We start from the raw sequence: 15391 nt of genomic DNA, 5'->3' as shown, positions 1-15391 counted from the left end.
CTTCTCAGGGCAGGCCTTTCAGGGCAGGCCTTTCAGGGCAGGCTTGGCGCGACGCGCGCCGGCGGACGGCGCGTCATCAGGCGCAGGAGCGGGCGTTCGATGGTGAAATGCACCACCACGCCCGCCGCCACCGCCGCGATGATGGCGCCGATGGTGAACACGGCGATGCCGCCCGGCAGATCGGCGGGAACCAATTTGCGCCAGATCTGCCCGGCCGCCGAAAGCGCGATGCCGTGGACGATATAGATCGAATAGGAGGCATCCCCCAGCAGGACGAGAAAGGGATATTTGTGCACCGCGCCGGCCTTTTCCAGCGCCAGCGCGCCGATGACGATCATCGCCGCCGGCAGGCCCCAGAGCAGGAAGCGCATCTGCGGCGTTACATCGTTGATGGCAAGCATCACGGCGAAACCAACCAGGAGCAGCGCCCATGCCGCCGCAACGGAAAGCGCACGGCCCTGAAGATACCAGATCCCCACCATGACGCCGAAGATGAATTCGATGATGAGGGTGGAGGTGTAGAAGGTCAGCATCACGTTGGGTGATGGCAGCGCGGCGCCGAGCAGGACCAGGCCCGCGAACAGCGCGATGATGGTGGCGACGCGCATGCGGTCCGGCAGCAGAAGCACGAGGCCCCACACCAGATAGAAGAACATCTCGTAATTCAGCGTCCAGCCCGGAATAACCACCGGCTCGATGGTCGGGAATACGGGATGCTGCGCCGGCAGGAACAGATAGGAGGCGATGATGTGCCACAGTTCCGGCCGCCCGCTCTGCACCGCGCTCGGCACGAACAGCATCAGAAACACGAAAAGACTGGTGATGATCCAGTAAAGTGGAACAATGCGCACCAGGCGTTTCTGGTAAAAGGTGAGCGTATAGCCGGTCCTGTTGGTTGTCGTCACCAACATCAGGAAGCCGCTGATAATGAAAAAAAGATCAACGCCGCTGGCGAGCGAGGCGGGCCACCACCCGTGATAGTCCATCCGCTCGAGCTGGACATGAACGTGGAAGCATACAACCATGATGCTCGCGATCGCCCGCAAATATTGAAGCGAGTCAAGCATCCGTTAATGGTCTCCTGCGCATTTAATGGAGAAGCTCTATCGAAGGCGGCGCGAATGATCAAGGCATACGGGGGGACGGCCCGTTTTGGCGGCGCGGAACCATGTGCCGGCAAATCAACGGGCGTTGGGCCGTGTGGCGCGAAACTCCGTCTTGACCCCTTTCCGCTTCTTGCGCAGAACCTTCGATGCCCCAGCGGGCATAGCGATTTTTTGAGTTTTCGGGGTTGGTGGCTATGACGCGTTGGACCCATGGCCTGATAAATCGCCTGGTCGTGCTGTGCGATGTGACGATGATCGTGCTCGCCGCGGCATTGTCCTATTCCGTCTGGCATTTCGCCACCTGGAGCCAGGTGGCCATATTGTGCGCCTTCGGCGCGGCCGTGTTCACGCAGATCCTTCAGCTCGGGCGCGCCTACCGGGTTGAGCACTACAGCCATTCGCTGCGGCAGATCGGCCATCTGATCGTCGGCGGCGTGCCGGCTTCGCTGCTGGTCGCGGTTTTTTATTATGCCCTGGTGCCGATCCACACCACCAATCTGCCCGGCCTGCTGGCCTGGGGGGTGACGACGGGCATCGCGCTGATCCTCGGCCGGCTGGTGATCGTGCGTCTCGGCATGGCGCAGGCGCGCCGCCACGAGGTTCTGCGCCGGCAGGTGGTGCTGGTGGGCGATGTGGACCGGGCGCGCGCCTTCGCGCTGCGCTGCGCGGAGGAAGACGACGAGAGTCTGTTCGTGTTCCTCGGCATTTTCGACGACAAGCCGCATGATCCGCAGACCGCCGATCTCGCCCATCCCCCGGTGCTGGGTGGCCTGCCGGATTTCCTGAAATTCGTGCAGAACCACCGCGTGGACGTGGTGGCGATCGTCGAGACCTGGGAAAATCCGCTGAAGATCGGCGCGATCGTCGAGCAATTGCACCGCATCGCCGCCGACGTGCTGGTGGAGCTTGATCCCGATGGCTTCAACCTGCGCTTCGCCCGCGTCACCAGCATCGCCGGCCAGCCCGCGCTTCAGGTGCAGCAGCGCCCGCTGAAGGGCTCGCTCGGCTTGCTGAAGGCGCTGGAGGATTATTCCGTGGCGGTGATCGGGCTGATCCTGGTCTCGCCCATCCTGCTCGGCGCGGCGCTCGCCATCAAGCTGGATTCGCCCGGCCCGATCTTCTTCCGCCAGCCGCGCGTCGGCTTGAACAACAAGGTGTTCACGGTGTTCAAGCTGCGCACCATGACCGTGGACCCGAGCGACGACGGCTCGCTCGGCACCACCAAGTTCAACCCACGCATCACCCGCGTCGGCGGCCTGCTGCGGCGCCTCTCCATCGACGAGCTGCCGCAATTGCTGAACGTGCTCAAGGGCGACATGTCCGTGGTCGGCCCGCGTCCCCATGTGCCGAACATGCAGGTGGCCGAGGATGTTCGCTATGAGGCAATCCGCGAATATGTGGCACGATATCGGATGAAGCCGGGCATCACCGGCTGGGCGCAGATCAATGGCATGCGCGGCGGCATCAACACCGTGGAAAAGGCCGAGCGCGGGGCGAAGCTCGACCTGTTCTACATAGAAAACTGGTCCATATGGTTCGACATCAGGATCATGCTTCTCACCATCACCAAGGGCATGGCGGGCCGCGACGTCTTCTGAGCGGCCTGGTTCTGGTCCTCGCCGCCTGCGCGGCTTTTCTGCTCACCGGCGGCGCGCCCGCCCGCGCGGCGGAGCCGTCCCGGCCATTCCTCGCCTATCATGCCAGCTGGTACGAGGTGCAGACCTCGGTCGCCGCCGACACTAGCCTTGCCCGCCTGCCGGGCTATATCACCCATGTGGCGCTCAGCTTCGTGAAGCCGGATCTCGTCTATGTCGGCGATCTCGACCTGAAGGGCACGGGCCTGCTCTATCCGTTTTCCGGCGCCGTTCTGAAACAGGCGGTGGCGCTGCTGAAGGCGCGCCATCCCGGCATCAAGGTGCTGATCTCCGTCGGTGGCTGGGGCTATTTCGGCTGGGACAAGCTCGACGCGCCGGCACTGGCGCGTCTGGTGCGCGATCTCGGTGCCGACGGGGTGGACGTGGATTATGAAACCCCCGACCCGGCCTGCGTCGCGCGCGGGGACGGCATGGCCTGTCCCGGCGACGCGCGCTCCATCTCGGTGATCGAGCAGGTGCGCAAGGTGCTGCCGCGGCCGTTCGTGGTGTCGGTGGCGGGCTGGAGCGTGGGCGCCTATGGCGCCGGCGATTTCCGCGCCTCCGCGCCGCGCAGCCCGTGGACCGGCTCGATCCTGGCGCTGCTGGCCGCCCCGGTGGCGGCCGAGATCGACCTCGTCTCCATCATGTCCTACGACGCCGGCCCGCGCTATCGCCCGCAGGAGGCATTCCGCGCTTATCGCCGGCTGTGGAAGGGCCCGCTCATGCTGGGCGTGCCGGTGATGCCGAGCGAGTCGGGCGGGCCGCGCTTCACCGTGGACTATACGCGCCGCATGCTGGATTCCGTGACCGCCGACCCGCGCGCCGGCGCCATGCTCTATGCGGTGCGCCTCACGCCGCCGGGGGTGATCGGCCCGGACAATCCCGACGACCGCTATCTCGCCGCCACCATCTGCATGGCGCTCGCTCTCGCCGATTGCTCGGCGCCCATGCCGTAACCTCCGACACCCGCGCGCATATTTTTTTCTATTTCAATGCGCCGCGATTCCAGGGACTTCCCGCAACGCACCCAGCGCAATGGTGCGGCGCTACCGAAAATTCCCGTTGCGGGTGGATTGACGGCCCTTATGCTCCATGTAAGCATAAGAGAAAGAAAGCCGGCTTTGATCCGGCTGTTTTTCGGCTGTTGATATGCTCAGATCGAGCATATGGGGAGACGTTTCCATGCTCGACACCCCGGTTTCATCGGCGCTCGAGGTCGCGCCCGTCGATTTGGCGCCCGTCGATGTCCCTGCGCCCGCGGGTGGGATGCCCTTGCCCGATCTCTACGCCAAGGTCTCGCGCCATGTGCCGGCGATGGAATGGGCGGCGCTGGCGGACGATGTCGCGGCCATTCTGCGCCTGAAGAAGGAGCGCAACGCGATCCTGCTGGCGCATAATTACCAGGCACCGGAAATCTTCCACACGGTGGCCGACATCGTCGGCGACAGCCTCGCTTTGGCGCGCGAGGCGGCCAAGGCCGATGCCGACGTGATCGTGCTCGCGGGCGTGCATTTCATGGCCGAGACCGCGAAGATCCTGAACCCCGACAAGGTGGTGCTGATCCCCGACGAGCGCGCCGGCTGCTCGCTCGCCGACAGCATCACGCCGGAAGACGTGCGCGGCCTGCGCGCCCGCTATCCCGGCGTGCCCATCGTCACCTATGTGAACACGTCCGCCGCCGTGAAGGCGGAATCCGATGTGTGCTGCACCTCGGGCAATGCCAAGAAGATCGTCGAGGGGCTCGGCGTGCCGCGCGTCATCATGATCCCCGACGAGTATCTCGCCCGCAACATCGCCGCCCAGACCGATGTGGAAATCATCACCTGGAACGGCCATTGCGAGGTGCACGAACTGTTCTCGCCCTCCGACATCACCGACATCCGCGACATCTATGCGGACGTGACCGTGATCGCCCATCCCGAATGCCCGCCGGACGTGATTGCGGCCGCCGACTTCTCCGGCTCCACCGCCGAGATGGTGCAGTTCGTGGCCGATCATCGCCCGGCGCGGGTGGCGCTCGTCACCGAATGCTCCATGGGCGATAATGTGTCGGTGCATTATCCCGAGATCGACTTCGTGAAGCCGTGCAACCTCTGCCCGCACATGAAGCGCATCACGCTGAAGAACATCCGCCGGGCGTTGGAAACCATGTCGCCCCAGGTCCATGTGGACCCCGCTCTGGTGCCCGGCGCCCGCGCGAGCGTCGAGCGCATGCTGGCGATCAAGTGACCGCCATGACATCCCTCGCAGCCGGGAGCGACGCGGACCGCGTCATCATCATCGGCGCCGGGGTGGCGGGCATCGCCTGCGCCCTCGCGCTCGCGCCCCTGAAGGTGCTGGTGGTGGCCCCGCAAGGCGTCGCCGCCGTGCCGGCCACCGCCATGGCCCAGGGCGGCATCGCCGCCGCGATCGGCGCGGACGATCATTTCGACCTGCACACCGCCGATACGCTCAGGGCCGGGGCCGGCCTCACCGATCCCGAGGCGGCCGCGCGCGTCACCGCCGCCGCGGCCTCCGTCATCGCCCGCCTCGCGGACTGGGGCGTCGCCTTCGATACCGATGCGGCGGGCGCCATCGCGCTGGGGCTGGAAGCCGCCCACAGCCGCAATCGCATCGTCCATGCCGATGGCGACGCCACGGGCAAGGCCGTGCTCGATGCGCTCATCGCCCGCGCCCGCATCAGCCCGCATATCTCCCGCCGCACCGATCTTACGGCCATCGACCTGCTGCGCGATGCGCACGGGCGCGTCACCGGCGTGCGCTGTCTCGGCACCAATGGCGCGCGCACGGACCTTTCCGGCCGCGCCGTGGTGCTCGCCACCGGCGGGCTCGGCGGGCTCTATGCCTCCACCACCAATCCGCGCGCCGCGCTCGGCAGCGGGCTCGCGCTCGCCGCGCGGGCGGGGGCGGTGCTGCGCGACGTCGAGTTCGTGCAATTCCACCCCACCGCGATTGCCGCCGCGCGCGATCCCATGCCGCTCGCCACCGAGGCGCTGCGCGGGGAAGGCGCGATCCTGCTCAACGACCAGGGCGAACGCTTCATGGCCGATGTGGCGGGGGCGGAACTCGCGCCGCGCGACGTGGTGGCCCGCGCCATCCATGCGCAGATCGTCGCCGGCCGGCGCGTGACGCTGGATGCCCGCGCCTGCCTTGGCGACCGGTTCGCCGCGCGCTTTCCCTCGGTGCATGCCTTGTGTCTGGAAAGCGGCATCGACCCCGCGCGCGAGGCGATCCCGGTGCGCCCGGCGGCGCATTATCACATGGGCGGCGTGAAGGTGGATGCCCACGGCCGCACCAGCGTGCCCGGCCTCTATGCCTGCGGCGAGGTGGCCTCCACCGGCCTGCACGGCGCGAACCGGCTGGCGAGCAATTCCCTGCTGGAGGCGATCGCCTTCTCCGGCTGGATTTCCGAGGCCATCTTCGCCGAGGCCGCCCGCGCGGCCGACACCGCCGAGATGCCCGCGCGGACACCGAAGTCGGCGCTCGCCATCGAGACCGTGCGGCGGATCATGGATCGCCATGTGGGCGTGGTGCGTTCGGCGGCCGGGCTCGGCGAGGCGCTGCGCGCGCTCGCGCCCTTTGCCGACCACGATGATGCGGCCTTTGTGGCAAGCCTGGTCGCGCTCGCGGCGCTCAAGCGGGAAGAGAGCCGGGGCGGGCATTTCCGCGCCGACCATCCCGCGCCCGAACCCCAGGGCCGCCACAGCCCGCTCGACCCCGCGCAGATCGCCGCCGCCCTCGCCCCGTGGCAAGTCCCGTGGCAAGTCCCGTGGCAAGTCCCGTGGCAGAGCCCCTGGCAGGCAGAACCCGCCTTCAAGGAAGCCGTCTGATGTCCGCCGCCGCTCCCGCCCTGCATTTCGCCGCCGCCGCTCCCGAACTCGTGCCCCTGCCGCCCCTGCTGACCGAGGGCGTGGTACGCGCCGCCTTGCTGGAGGATCTCGGCCGTGCCGGGGACATCACCAGCGAAGCCGTGGTGCCCGCCGATGCCCGCTTCGCCGTGACCATGACCAGCCGCCAGGAAGGCGTGGTCGCGGGCCTCGGCCTTGCGGTGCAGGCGTTCCATCTGCTCGATCCGGCGATCCGCGTGGAGATCCTGCAGCCCGACGGCATGCATGTTTCCCCCGGCGAGGCGGTGATGCGCATCGAGGGCCTGGCGCGGCCGATCCTCAGCGCGGAACGGGTGGCGCTGAATTTCGTGTGCCGCCTCTCCGGCGTCGCCAGCGCCACGGCCCATCTGGTGGCGGCGGCGCGCGCCAATGGCCATGCCCGCATCACCTGCACCCGCAAGACCACGCCCGGCCTGCGGGCGCTGGAGAAATATGCCGTGCGCGCCGGCGGCGGGGCGAACCACCGCTTCGGGCTCGATGATGCGGTGCTGATCAAGGACAATCATCTGGTGGCGGCGGGCGGCATCATTCCCGCCATCACCCGCGCCCGCGCCCATGTGGGTCACCTCGTGAAGATCGAGGTGGAGGTGGACACCCTCGCCCAGCTGGAAGAAGCGCTCTCCGTGGGCGTGGATGCGGTGCTGCTGGACAATATGAGTCCCGAAATGCTGCGCACCGCCGTCGGCATGGTGGCCGGGCGCGCGATCACCGAAGCCTCGGGCCGCGTGAACACCCAGACCGTGCCGGCCATTTCAGCGGCCGGCGTCGACCTCATCTCGTGCGGCTGGCTCACCCATTCCGCGCCGATCCTGGACCTCGGCCTCGACGCGGCATGAGCGGGGGGCGGGGCGGGCGTAAAAAAAAAGGGCCGGCGCGATGCGCTCCGACCCCTTGTTCTCCAGGTGCTTTTCCCGCTCAGGCGCGGCCCCTGTTCCCGCTCAGGCCGCGCGGCCTTGGGGATGGCGCGCCACCACATTGCAGAATTCGGTCGGCCGGCTGGGGAGCGGGCGCAGCGTGCCGTCGTTTTCGAGGCGGAAGAAGGCATAGCCGTGGGCGGCAAGGCCGTTCCACGAGGCCGCCGGATCGCCACCCGCCTTGAACAGGGTCGGGCAATTGATCTCGAAGATCACGTCCGGCCGCCAGGTGGAGAGGGTATGGCTGGCGCCGGCGATCACCATGTTCTCCGCGCCCTCCACATCCATCTTGATGCAGTCCACGCGCGGCAGGGCGAGCTCCTGCACCATCTGATCGAGCGTGGTGATGACCACCACTTCGCTCTCCACGTCCGTGCCGTCGCTGATCAGCGAGAAGGCCTGCGGGTCGTCGCCGAGGGGATTGTGGTGCAGCACCGCTTCGCCCGGCGCGTCGGAGAGCGCCTTGCGCACGATGGTGACATGGGAAAAGCCGTTGAGCGCGATGTTCTTGGCGAGAAGATCGCCGGCATCCTTGCCCGGCTCCACCGCCACCACGCGGCCGGCATAGGGCGCGACCTTCAGCGTGAACAGGCCGATATTGGCGCCGACATCGATGAACACGTCGCCCTTGCCGACGAAATTCTGGATGTAGCGCAATTCCGGCTCGATCGCGTCGCGCAGCAGGAAGGCGGAGACCGAGGTGTAGCGGAAATCACTCGGCACGGTCAGCTTGGCGCCGCCCGGCACCAGGGTGAACACCGGCTGACGGCCGAGCGGCACGGAGACCGCCCAGGTCAGCGCGCGCGTGAGCACGGTCACGGGCGCGGCCTGGAAGGCCGGCTCACCGAACAGTTTTTTTAGCCGTCGCAGCATGGGTAATCACCATCATCCGTCTACGGGTGGATCTGTCAGCGTCAGGGTCTGCGGGCGGCGTGCTGCCCGGATGTTTGCTCCGGTACCGGTCGAGATAGACGGCGATCGCCATGATCACGCCGAGCTCGCCGGGAGTCAGCACCAGGGAATATACCGCGGAGCTTACCAGGAGGAAGAGAATATAGTCAGCAAGGGCTTGGGCGAACGGCTCGCCGCTGCGCCGCGCGGCTTTGCTCACCGCCACATAGCCCCACAGATACAGGATGACGATTAAGAGCGCACCCACCGCGCCATATTCGAACACCACGCCCACCCAGCCGAGATCGGCGATGAAGAATTGCGCGTTGCCGAAGATTTCCGCGAGCGTGATGGTGCTGAAACGCGTGGTCGCGCCGACGCCGACCAGCCAGTGCCAGACATCCGTGCCCAGGAACTGGGTCGCCAGCGCGAACGAATTCTGCCGCACCGAAAGCGAGCCGCCGAGGGATTCGGCCACATTGCCGTTGGCCTTCATCACCAGCACCGCGACCGCCAGCGGCACCGCCAGGCACAGGCCGCCGATCATCAACCGGCGCAATTGCCGTGGCGCCGAGGCCACCACGCCGAAGCCGATCACCACCAGGGCGCTGCCGATGGAGGCGCGCTGCTTGAAGATGATGAACATCAGCAACACCGCGATGCCCACCGCCGCCACCTTCAGCACGTGCGGCCGCTGCATGAAGCTGCGCGTGAGATAGAATACCAGCAGCATGCCGAAGAACATGGGCATGTAGATGCGATAGCCGCGCTCGGCCTCGAACAGCATCAGCTTCCCGACCGAGGGATCGCTATTGTACCAGGAGGCCGGCGCCACGAGCCACAGCAGCAGCATGATGCCATAGGTGGCATAGCCGAGCGTGAGCACCGCGCTCTTCAGCCGCGGCCCGGTGGGGGCCATCCACACCAGCAGCGCCGAGAGGGCGAAATAATAGGTGACCGGCCAGATCTTGATGGTGGTGGTCAGCGCGTCGAAGAAGCCGTTGCCGAGCTGGATCATCGAGACCAGCGGCGTGAAGCCGATGGCATAGGCGAGAAACACCAGATAGATCGCCTTGCCCGGCAGCTTCATGCGCGCCATGGCATAGAGCGTCAGCGGAAGCGCCATCACCGGCCACGCCTTGGAGAGCAGGTAGGTGGGCGGCAATTCGTTGAGATAATGGAAGCATTGGGCGAACATCGGCAGCACGCCGAGCAGCACCACGAATGTCAGGTTCGGCGACAGGCGTTCCCCAAGGTTCGGCCGGGAGGAGGGCGCGAAGCGGCCGATCCGCGGAATCGCCACATGCCGATAGGCGCGCGCGACCGGCGCGGGAGGCGGGGCGGTCATGGCTCGCCGGGGCCCCGCGCGCCCTTGTCCTTCGGGCCGGCCATGCCATAGGCCGCCGGATCGCGCCGGGCATCGGCCACCATCAGCAGCAGCGGCAGGGATTCCACGAACACCCGCCGCGCATGGCCCTTGGGGTTCAGCATCAGGCGGTGCAGCCATTCCAGGCCGAACTTGCGATAAAACTCCGGCGCGCGTTGCACGATGCCGGTGACGAAATTGAGCGAGGAACCGACGCACAGCCCGGTGCCCACCGCCCCGCCGCGCTTTTCCACCATGCGCGCCATATATTCGGAGGCCGGGGCGCCGACCGCGAAGAACACGTAGCGCGCCGGATGGGCGCGCACGAAGTCCACGCACGCCTCCACCTCCTCCGGCTTGGTGATGAAGCCCATGGAGGGATTGAGCAGGTTCACCGCCTTGAGGCCGAATTGCGCGATCAGGCGGCGCCGCATCTCCGCGCCGCCGCCGATCACGGTGACGCTGTCGCCGGGGGAAATATGATGCGCGAACAGATAAGCGGTCAGATCGCTGCCGGCGGCATGGGGCAAATCGAGCCCGAACACCCGGCGGGCGAGCGCGCGCGGCGTCTTGCCGTCCAGCAGGCGCAGCCAGGCATGGTCATAGGCATCGGCGAAGCGGGCATCCTTCAGCCGGCCGAGCCGCACGAAATGCTGGGCGTTGGGCGTCACCACATAGGCGAACGGGGCATCGGTGCCGCGCGCGGCGATGCGCGCCGCCGCTGCCGGAACGTCGAGGCAGGAAATCCGCACGCCGAGATAGGGCACTTCCCGGATCGGCGCCTCGCCGGCCTGTGCTGGCATCTTATCCACCGTCGTTGGTCCGGCGCGCGGCGCCGCCGGTCAGGAACATATCCTACCACGCTGCGGCGCGGAAAGGCTCACGGGATCAGGGTCGAAGCGCCGCTGGAGGTGGTGGAATAGGCGCCCAGCGTATAGCTGAAGGTGCGCTGGAACGGCACCACCTTGTTGATGAACTGGTCGATCCACAGATTCAGCTCGGCGATGTCGCTGCGCGGCACATAAAGGATGTCGCCGGCCACCAGCGGCACGTCGGCTTCGTCCGAGCCGGTCTGGATCATGTCGCGCAGATTGATGATCTTGAGCATGGCGCGGTTGGAGGGATCGCGGCGGATCAGCGCCACCTCGCCGAGGCGGGCCTCGTCCGTGAAGCCGCCGGCGAGCAGCACCGCTTCCAGCGAGGACACCCGCATCTCGGCGATCTTATACAGCCCCGGATGGGCCACGCTGCCGCCCACATACACCTTGGAGGAGCCGGAATCCTCCAGCGAGACCACGACGCGCTGGTCGGTCAGTTCGCGCCGGGCGGAGACACGGATGGTCTCCTGGAGGCCGGCGAGCGTCATGCCCTCGACCCGGATCTGCCCCACGGCGCGCAGGCCGATGGTGCCGTCCGGGGAGACGACGAGGTCCTCGTCCATTTCGCGGGTGATGGAGAATTTGACCTTCAGCTTGTCGCCCGGACCGATGCGATAGGCCGGGATGCCCGGCGTCCAGGGGCGGAAGCCCTCGGGATTGACCTGGGTGAAGCTCAGCTCCTGCCCGGTGAGCAGGGGCGTGCGGCCGGATGTGGTGGTGCAACCGGCAAGGACGGTGCTGCCCAGGAGCAGGAACACGGGCAGCCGCAGGGCCGCCCACGGCCCGGCACTTCGGCCGCGAGGCGCACCCAGCTCCGGGCTGCGATCGCGACGGGTCGCTTCGCATGCGGGGGAGGGCATCGAGCAAGGCTCCTAGTGGGGCGACCCCGTCCAGGACCCTGCGCCGGCCTTCCTGCCCCGCGCCAAGCGGAGCGGAGGGCGGAGGGAGAGGCGTGAAGCGGGGTCGCTGAACCGATCAACGTGGTAAAGCAACCCTAAAGCTCCATGGTTAATGAAACGTTTCTTCTCAGGCTCTCCTGTAAATCCACTCTGGAAGATAGTATCTACGGCCCATAAATACAAATCCGAGAACAAATCCGCCGTTTTCCATAACAATAGAACGCAGCCGAAGCGCGGCGGGTTTACGGGTATGCTCGGCCCGGATCATCAGGACATTGGCATCCACGAGCATGTTGAGCCGCTGAATCACGGGAGAGGCGCCCTGGGCGGTGGAGCAGATCACGATGGCGTCGAACAGGTCTTGCAGCTCCTCCATCATCTGCCGCCCTTCCACGAGGGAAAGCCGCACGCTCAGCAGCGGCGATTCGGCACTGTCGGTCAGCGACCACAGCAGCGGCACGGGCGTCGCCGACATGGCCAGCCCACCCTTGACCTCCGCGCCGACCGATTCGAGCGGGAACGGGTCCGCCGAGCACAGGTCCACCAGCAGCGTGCGCAGGCCGCGCTGAAGGCTCATCTCCTCGGCGAGGCGGCGGCACAGCAGCGGCACGTCGTCGTCCCGCTCCGAGGTCAGGAAGTGCATGGTGCGCAGCGGCTTGCCGTCCAGCTCCGTGTCGAGCAGCAAGGTCGCGAGCCCGCCGATGGCCTGTTCCGCCGCCGGCGTCGCGAGGGCGTTGCGGCCGTCGGCGAAATCCGCGAGGCAGGGCAGGGCCAGCACGCGCTCGCCCTCCGTGGGCTGGATGAAGACCGTGCGCAGGGCGGAGGCGAGCGCGCCAGCGGCGGCGCCGAACAGCAGCCCGCCGAAAATGCCGGCGGCGAGGAACGGCAGCGCCATCGAGCGGCTGGTGACGGCAGCGCTCGCGTCCTGGACCACGCGCACGTTGGAGGCGCGCACCTTGGCGGCGGTCTCCTCGATGGTGGCGGCGACCGCGCGGCGCAGATATTCACGATAGCCGTCGCTCAGCGAATCGCGCTGGCGGTTGAGCTCCACGAGCCGGGTCTCGGTGTTGCGCAGCATGGTCAACCGCTCCTCGGCGACCTTCTGCTGCTGGTCCAGCTCGTCGGTCTGGCGCGAGAGCGCGTCTTTCTCCACCCGCAGGCTCAGCACCATGTTGTTGACATAGCTGATGGCCGGATTGCGCACGTCGCGATTGGTGGAGGCGAGGCGCTGGTCCGGATCCGACAGGCTCTGGCGGATGGTGGCGATCTTCTTCTCCACCTCGCGCATTTGCGGGCTGGTGGGCTGGTATTGCAAAGCGATGCGATCGCGGTCCACCAGCAGGCGCGTCAGGGTGTTGCGGGTATCGTCATTGGCGGTGGCGTCGGTCTTCTCGGCGAAGTCGAACACCGTGCTCGGCAGCGCCTTCATCTGCTTCTCGGCCTCGGCCAACTGCGCGGTGACGGCGGCGCGCCGCTCGGCCACCTGGCGCCGGCGCTGGATCACGCTGTCGACCTGGTTGGCGGCGAGGATCGCGTCCTGGTCGAAGTCGATGACCTCGCTCTTGTCCTTCACCGCCTGGATCTCCAGGTCCACGGCGCGCAGGTCCCGCTTGAAGCGCTCCACCTCCACCGAGAGGATCGCCGAGGTCGGATTGTCGAAAATCTTGCGGCGGCGCTCCAGATAGGCCTTCACCAGCGCATCGGTCACCTCGACGGCCAGTTCGCGGCTGGCATTGGTGAACGAGACCAGGATGATGTTGGAGCCCGACTGCACCGTGGTGCGCATGTTCTTGCGGAAGCGCTCGATCGCCTTGTCCATGGCGTTGGCCGGCGTGCCGAAGCTCAGGCGGTCGGTGATGAAGGAGAGGCGGCCCGGCGGGAACAGGTGATCGAGCCCGATATCCTCGATGGTGGCGCGGATCACGTCGGCGCTCTCGATGATCTGGACTTCCGATTCCACCGTCTTCAGGCCCTCGATGGAGAGCACGGCGGGGCCGGAATCGGTCACGTTCTGGGAGTTGGAAACCTCGCGGTTTACCAGCACCATCAGCAGGCTGGAGGCGGTATATTCGGTCTTGGCCGAAAGCGCGGCGAACAGGCCGATGAGGATGGGCAGCAATGCCGTCAGCATCACCACCCGCACATGATAGAAGGTGGCGATCAGGAAGTCGCGAATGGTGAAGGCGGTCGGCCTGTTGTCGCTCCAGACCATCGGCGGCGCGTTCTCCGTGTCGCCGGCTTGCGAACCTGTCATCGACATCCCCGGTCCAAGTGAGGCACTGGCTTTTTCGTCTCTCGGCACGTCCGCCGCCGCCGCATCGTCGCCGATGCGGCGCCCGGTCCGCCCGGCTTGCGGGCGCGGCGCACCGTTCAGCTGCGACCACTGGCGGAAGAAAACGATAAATTCCTTAACATTGCGGCATCTGTTCGATCTTGCATCATGATCGAACCGCCGTCGCTTGGCTTAGAATGCACGCGGCAGCAGGCGGCGCAGCAACAACGTCGTGCCGATGGCCCCCTGGGCGATGAAGATCGCGGTGAGCACCGCCGCGCCCGTCATGCCGAACAGCGGGATCAGCACCGCCCCCAGCAGGCAGCAAGTGGCGAGCTGCGCCGTGTTGAGCCAGCGCAGCACGCCGCCATGCCCGGTCATGGCGAGCACGATGTCCTGGCACGGCAGCAGGCAATTGATCAATTGGCCCACGCCCATGATGACGAGGGCGGTGGAGGCGCTCTCGAAGCCGGGGCCGATGAGGTGCAGCACCTGCGCGGGAAAGATCATCATGGCCGCGATCACTGGAATGCCGCACAGCGCCACCACCGCGCGCACCCGCCGGTTGAGCGTGCGCAGCGCGTCCCATTCGCCGCGCCGGTGCAGCGCCGCGAACGAGGGCGCGGCGATGGTGCCGATGGAGATGATCACCACCCAGATCAGCATGGAAATGCGGTTGGCGACCGAGAAGGCGCCGACATCGGAGGCGCTCGCGAACACGCCGAGCACCAGCACCGGGATGGAATTCAGCGACACCTGCACCACTTCCACCACGCCGAGCGGAAAGGCCGTGCGCCACAGGGCCGGCAGCACCTCTTCCGGCGGATCGTCGGGGGAGGGGGTGTGCAGCGGCCCCTTGTGGCGCAGGATCAGATAGAGCCCCACCAGGGTGGCCGCGAGGTTCGCCGCGCCCAGCGCCAGCAGCATGCCGTTCAGCGAGGTGATGCCGGCGGCGACGGCGGCCAGCGTCAGCACCGGCCACAGGCCGTTCTGGATGAATTGCGCGGCCACCCCCCGGTTCAGACCGGACAGGGCATGGCCGATGACGATGCACAACGTCTGCGGCAGGATCACCGCCGCCGAGACGGCGAGCGGCAGGCCGAGGTCCGGCTCGCCGAACACATGGGTGGAGAGGGGATGCGCGAACAGCACCGTGAGGGCGGTGGCGAGCGCGCCGCCCAAGGTCGCCCAGCCGACGCCGGTGAACAGCGCGATGCGCGCCTGCTTTTCCTTTCCGAGGGCGAGTTCGGCCGCCATGTGGCGGATGATGGCCTTTTCGAACCCCGCCCGCGCCACGGTGGAGATGAGGCCGATCCAGGTGATGCAGAGGAAGAACAGGCCCGCCTCGTGCGCGCCGAGGATGCGCGCCGCGATCATATAGAGGCCGAGCTTGCCCACCAGCTCCATGCCGCGTACCACCAGCGCCGCCGCATAGGCCGAATAGGTCGAGATCAGCTGGGGCGTCAGAAGGCTGCGAAGGGGCTTCATGCTCTTGTCGCGTCCGCGGTTCGGGGATCAAGGTGCGGCGTGCCGGCGCGCGCGGC

12 protein-coding genes are annotated in these 15391 nt (G+C 67.1%); 5 read left to right on the top strand and 7 right to left on the bottom strand.

Features of this window, described 5'->3' with window-relative positions:
• Positions 1 to 32: 32 nt before the first annotated feature.
• Positions 33 to 1067, bottom strand: coding sequence for an acyltransferase family protein (locus V5G24_RS19505; protein WP_394085018.1), 1035 nt, complete (start codon positions 1065 to 1067; stop codon positions 33 to 35).
• Positions 1068 to 1300: 233 nt separating this feature from the next.
• On the opposite strand from V5G24_RS19505, the gene V5G24_RS19500 reads away from it, so the two are divergent.
• From V5G24_RS19500 to nadC, 5 genes are all read left to right on the top strand, one after another.
• The gene (locus V5G24_RS19500; protein ID WP_394085019.1) at positions 1301 to 2704 is read left to right on the top strand and encodes an exopolysaccharide biosynthesis polyprenyl glycosylphosphotransferase; all 1404 of its coding nucleotides are present in this window, start codon (positions 1301 to 1303) and stop codon (positions 2702 to 2704) included.
• Positions 2638 to 3696 carry a glycosyl hydrolase family 18 protein gene (locus tag V5G24_RS19495; protein ID WP_394085020.1) on the top strand — a complete coding sequence of 353 codons (1059 nt, stop codon included), beginning with the start codon at positions 2638 to 2640 and terminating at the stop codon, positions 3694 to 3696. Before V5G24_RS19500 ends, V5G24_RS19495 begins: the two co-directional genes overlap by 67 nt.
• Before the next feature lie 310 nt (positions 3697 to 4006).
• Complete coding sequence (gene nadA, locus V5G24_RS19490; RefSeq protein ID WP_394085126.1) at positions 4007 to 4969, top strand: quinolinate synthase NadA; 963 nt, start codon at positions 4007 to 4009, stop codon at positions 4967 to 4969.
• A gap of 5 nt (positions 4970 to 4974) precedes the next feature.
• Positions 4975 to 6570 (top strand): L-aspartate oxidase, encoded by a 1596-nt coding sequence (locus V5G24_RS19485; RefSeq protein ID WP_394085021.1) that lies wholly within the window; start codon positions 4975 to 4977, stop codon positions 6568 to 6570.
• Positions 6570 to 7463 (top strand): carboxylating nicotinate-nucleotide diphosphorylase, encoded by an 894-nt coding sequence (gene nadC, locus V5G24_RS19480; RefSeq protein WP_394085022.1) that lies wholly within the window; start codon positions 6570 to 6572, stop codon positions 7461 to 7463. The genes V5G24_RS19485 and nadC overlap by 1 nt, the downstream gene beginning before the upstream one ends.
• Before the next feature lie 102 nt (positions 7464 to 7565).
• Here nadC and V5G24_RS19475 read toward each other — a convergent pair whose 3' ends face one another.
• From V5G24_RS19475 to V5G24_RS19450, 6 genes are all read right to left on the bottom strand, one after another.
• On the bottom strand, positions 7566 to 8414 hold the full coding sequence (locus V5G24_RS19475; RefSeq protein ID WP_394085023.1) for an FkbM family methyltransferase: 849 nt from the start codon (positions 8412 to 8414) through the stop codon (positions 7566 to 7568).
• Positions 8383 to 9780 carry a hypothetical protein gene (locus V5G24_RS19470; protein ID WP_394085024.1) on the bottom strand — a complete coding sequence of 466 codons (1398 nt, stop codon included), beginning with the start codon at positions 9778 to 9780 and terminating at the stop codon, positions 8383 to 8385. Before V5G24_RS19470 ends, V5G24_RS19475 begins: the two co-directional genes overlap by 32 nt.
• Positions 9777 to 10601, bottom strand: a complete 825-nt coding sequence (locus V5G24_RS19465; protein WP_394085025.1) for a WecB/TagA/CpsF family glycosyltransferase — start codon at positions 10599 to 10601, stop codon at positions 9777 to 9779. Before V5G24_RS19465 ends, V5G24_RS19470 begins: the two co-directional genes overlap by 4 nt.
• A 77-nt stretch (positions 10602 to 10678) precedes the next feature.
• Positions 10679 to 11536: a polysaccharide biosynthesis/export family protein gene (locus V5G24_RS19460; RefSeq protein WP_394085026.1), complete on the bottom strand. Its 858-nt coding sequence runs from the start codon at positions 11534 to 11536 to the stop codon at positions 10679 to 10681.
• Positions 11537 to 11702: 166 nt separating this feature from the next.
• A complete protein-coding gene (locus V5G24_RS19455) occupies positions 11703 to 13829 on the bottom strand; it encodes a GumC family protein (protein ID WP_394085027.1) in 2127 nt (708 codons plus the stop codon).
• Between the two features lie 210 nt (positions 13830 to 14039).
• On the bottom strand, positions 14040 to 15335 hold the full coding sequence (locus tag V5G24_RS19450) for a lipopolysaccharide biosynthesis protein (protein ID WP_394085028.1): 1296 nt from the start codon (positions 15333 to 15335) through the stop codon (positions 14040 to 14042).
• Between the last annotated feature and the right edge of the window lie 56 nt (positions 15336 to 15391).

Origin of the sequence: Roseixanthobacter finlandensis (genome assembly GCF_043195105.2) — a bacterium.
Lineage (GTDB): Bacteria > Pseudomonadota > Alphaproteobacteria > Rhizobiales > Xanthobacteraceae > NCEH01.
Note: the sequence above shows the minus strand (reverse complement) of the source record. Positions and strands in the feature narration are given on the sequence as shown.

Coding starts and splice junctions, on each gene's coding strand:
- V5G24_RS19505 (WP_394085018.1), bottom strand. CDS start 1,067: ATGCTTGACTCGCTTCAATATTTGCGGGCGATCGCGAGCATCATGGTT.
- V5G24_RS19500 (WP_394085019.1), top strand. CDS start 1,301: ATGACGCGTTGGACCCATGGCCTGATAAATCGCCTGGTCGTGCTGTGC.
- V5G24_RS19495 (WP_394085020.1), top strand. CDS start 2,638: ATGGTTCGACATCAGGATCATGCTTCTCACCATCACCAAGGGCATGGC.
- nadA (WP_394085126.1), top strand. CDS start 4,007: ATGCCCTTGCCCGATCTCTACGCCAAGGTCTCGCGCCATGTGCCGGCG.
- V5G24_RS19485 (WP_394085021.1), top strand. CDS start 4,975: ATGACATCCCTCGCAGCCGGGAGCGACGCGGACCGCGTCATCATCATC.
- nadC (WP_394085022.1), top strand. CDS start 6,570: ATGTCCGCCGCCGCTCCCGCCCTGCATTTCGCCGCCGCCGCTCCCGAA.
- V5G24_RS19475 (WP_394085023.1), bottom strand. CDS start 8,414: ATGCTGCGACGGCTAAAAAAACTGTTCGGTGAGCCGGCCTTCCAGGCC.
- V5G24_RS19470 (WP_394085024.1), bottom strand. CDS start 9,780: ATGACCGCCCCGCCTCCCGCGCCGGTCGCGCGCGCCTATCGGCATGTG.
- V5G24_RS19465 (WP_394085025.1), bottom strand. CDS start 10,601: ATGCCAGCACAGGCCGGCGAGGCGCCGATCCGGGAAGTGCCCTATCTC.
- V5G24_RS19460 (WP_394085026.1), bottom strand. CDS start 11,536: ATGCCCTCCCCCGCATGCGAAGCGACCCGTCGCGATCGCAGCCCGGAG.
- V5G24_RS19455 (WP_394085027.1), bottom strand. CDS start 13,829: ATGACAGGTTCGCAAGCCGGCGACACGGAGAACGCGCCGCCGATGGTC.
- V5G24_RS19450 (WP_394085028.1), bottom strand. CDS start 15,335: ATGAAGCCCCTTCGCAGCCTTCTGACGCCCCAGCTGATCTCGACCTAT.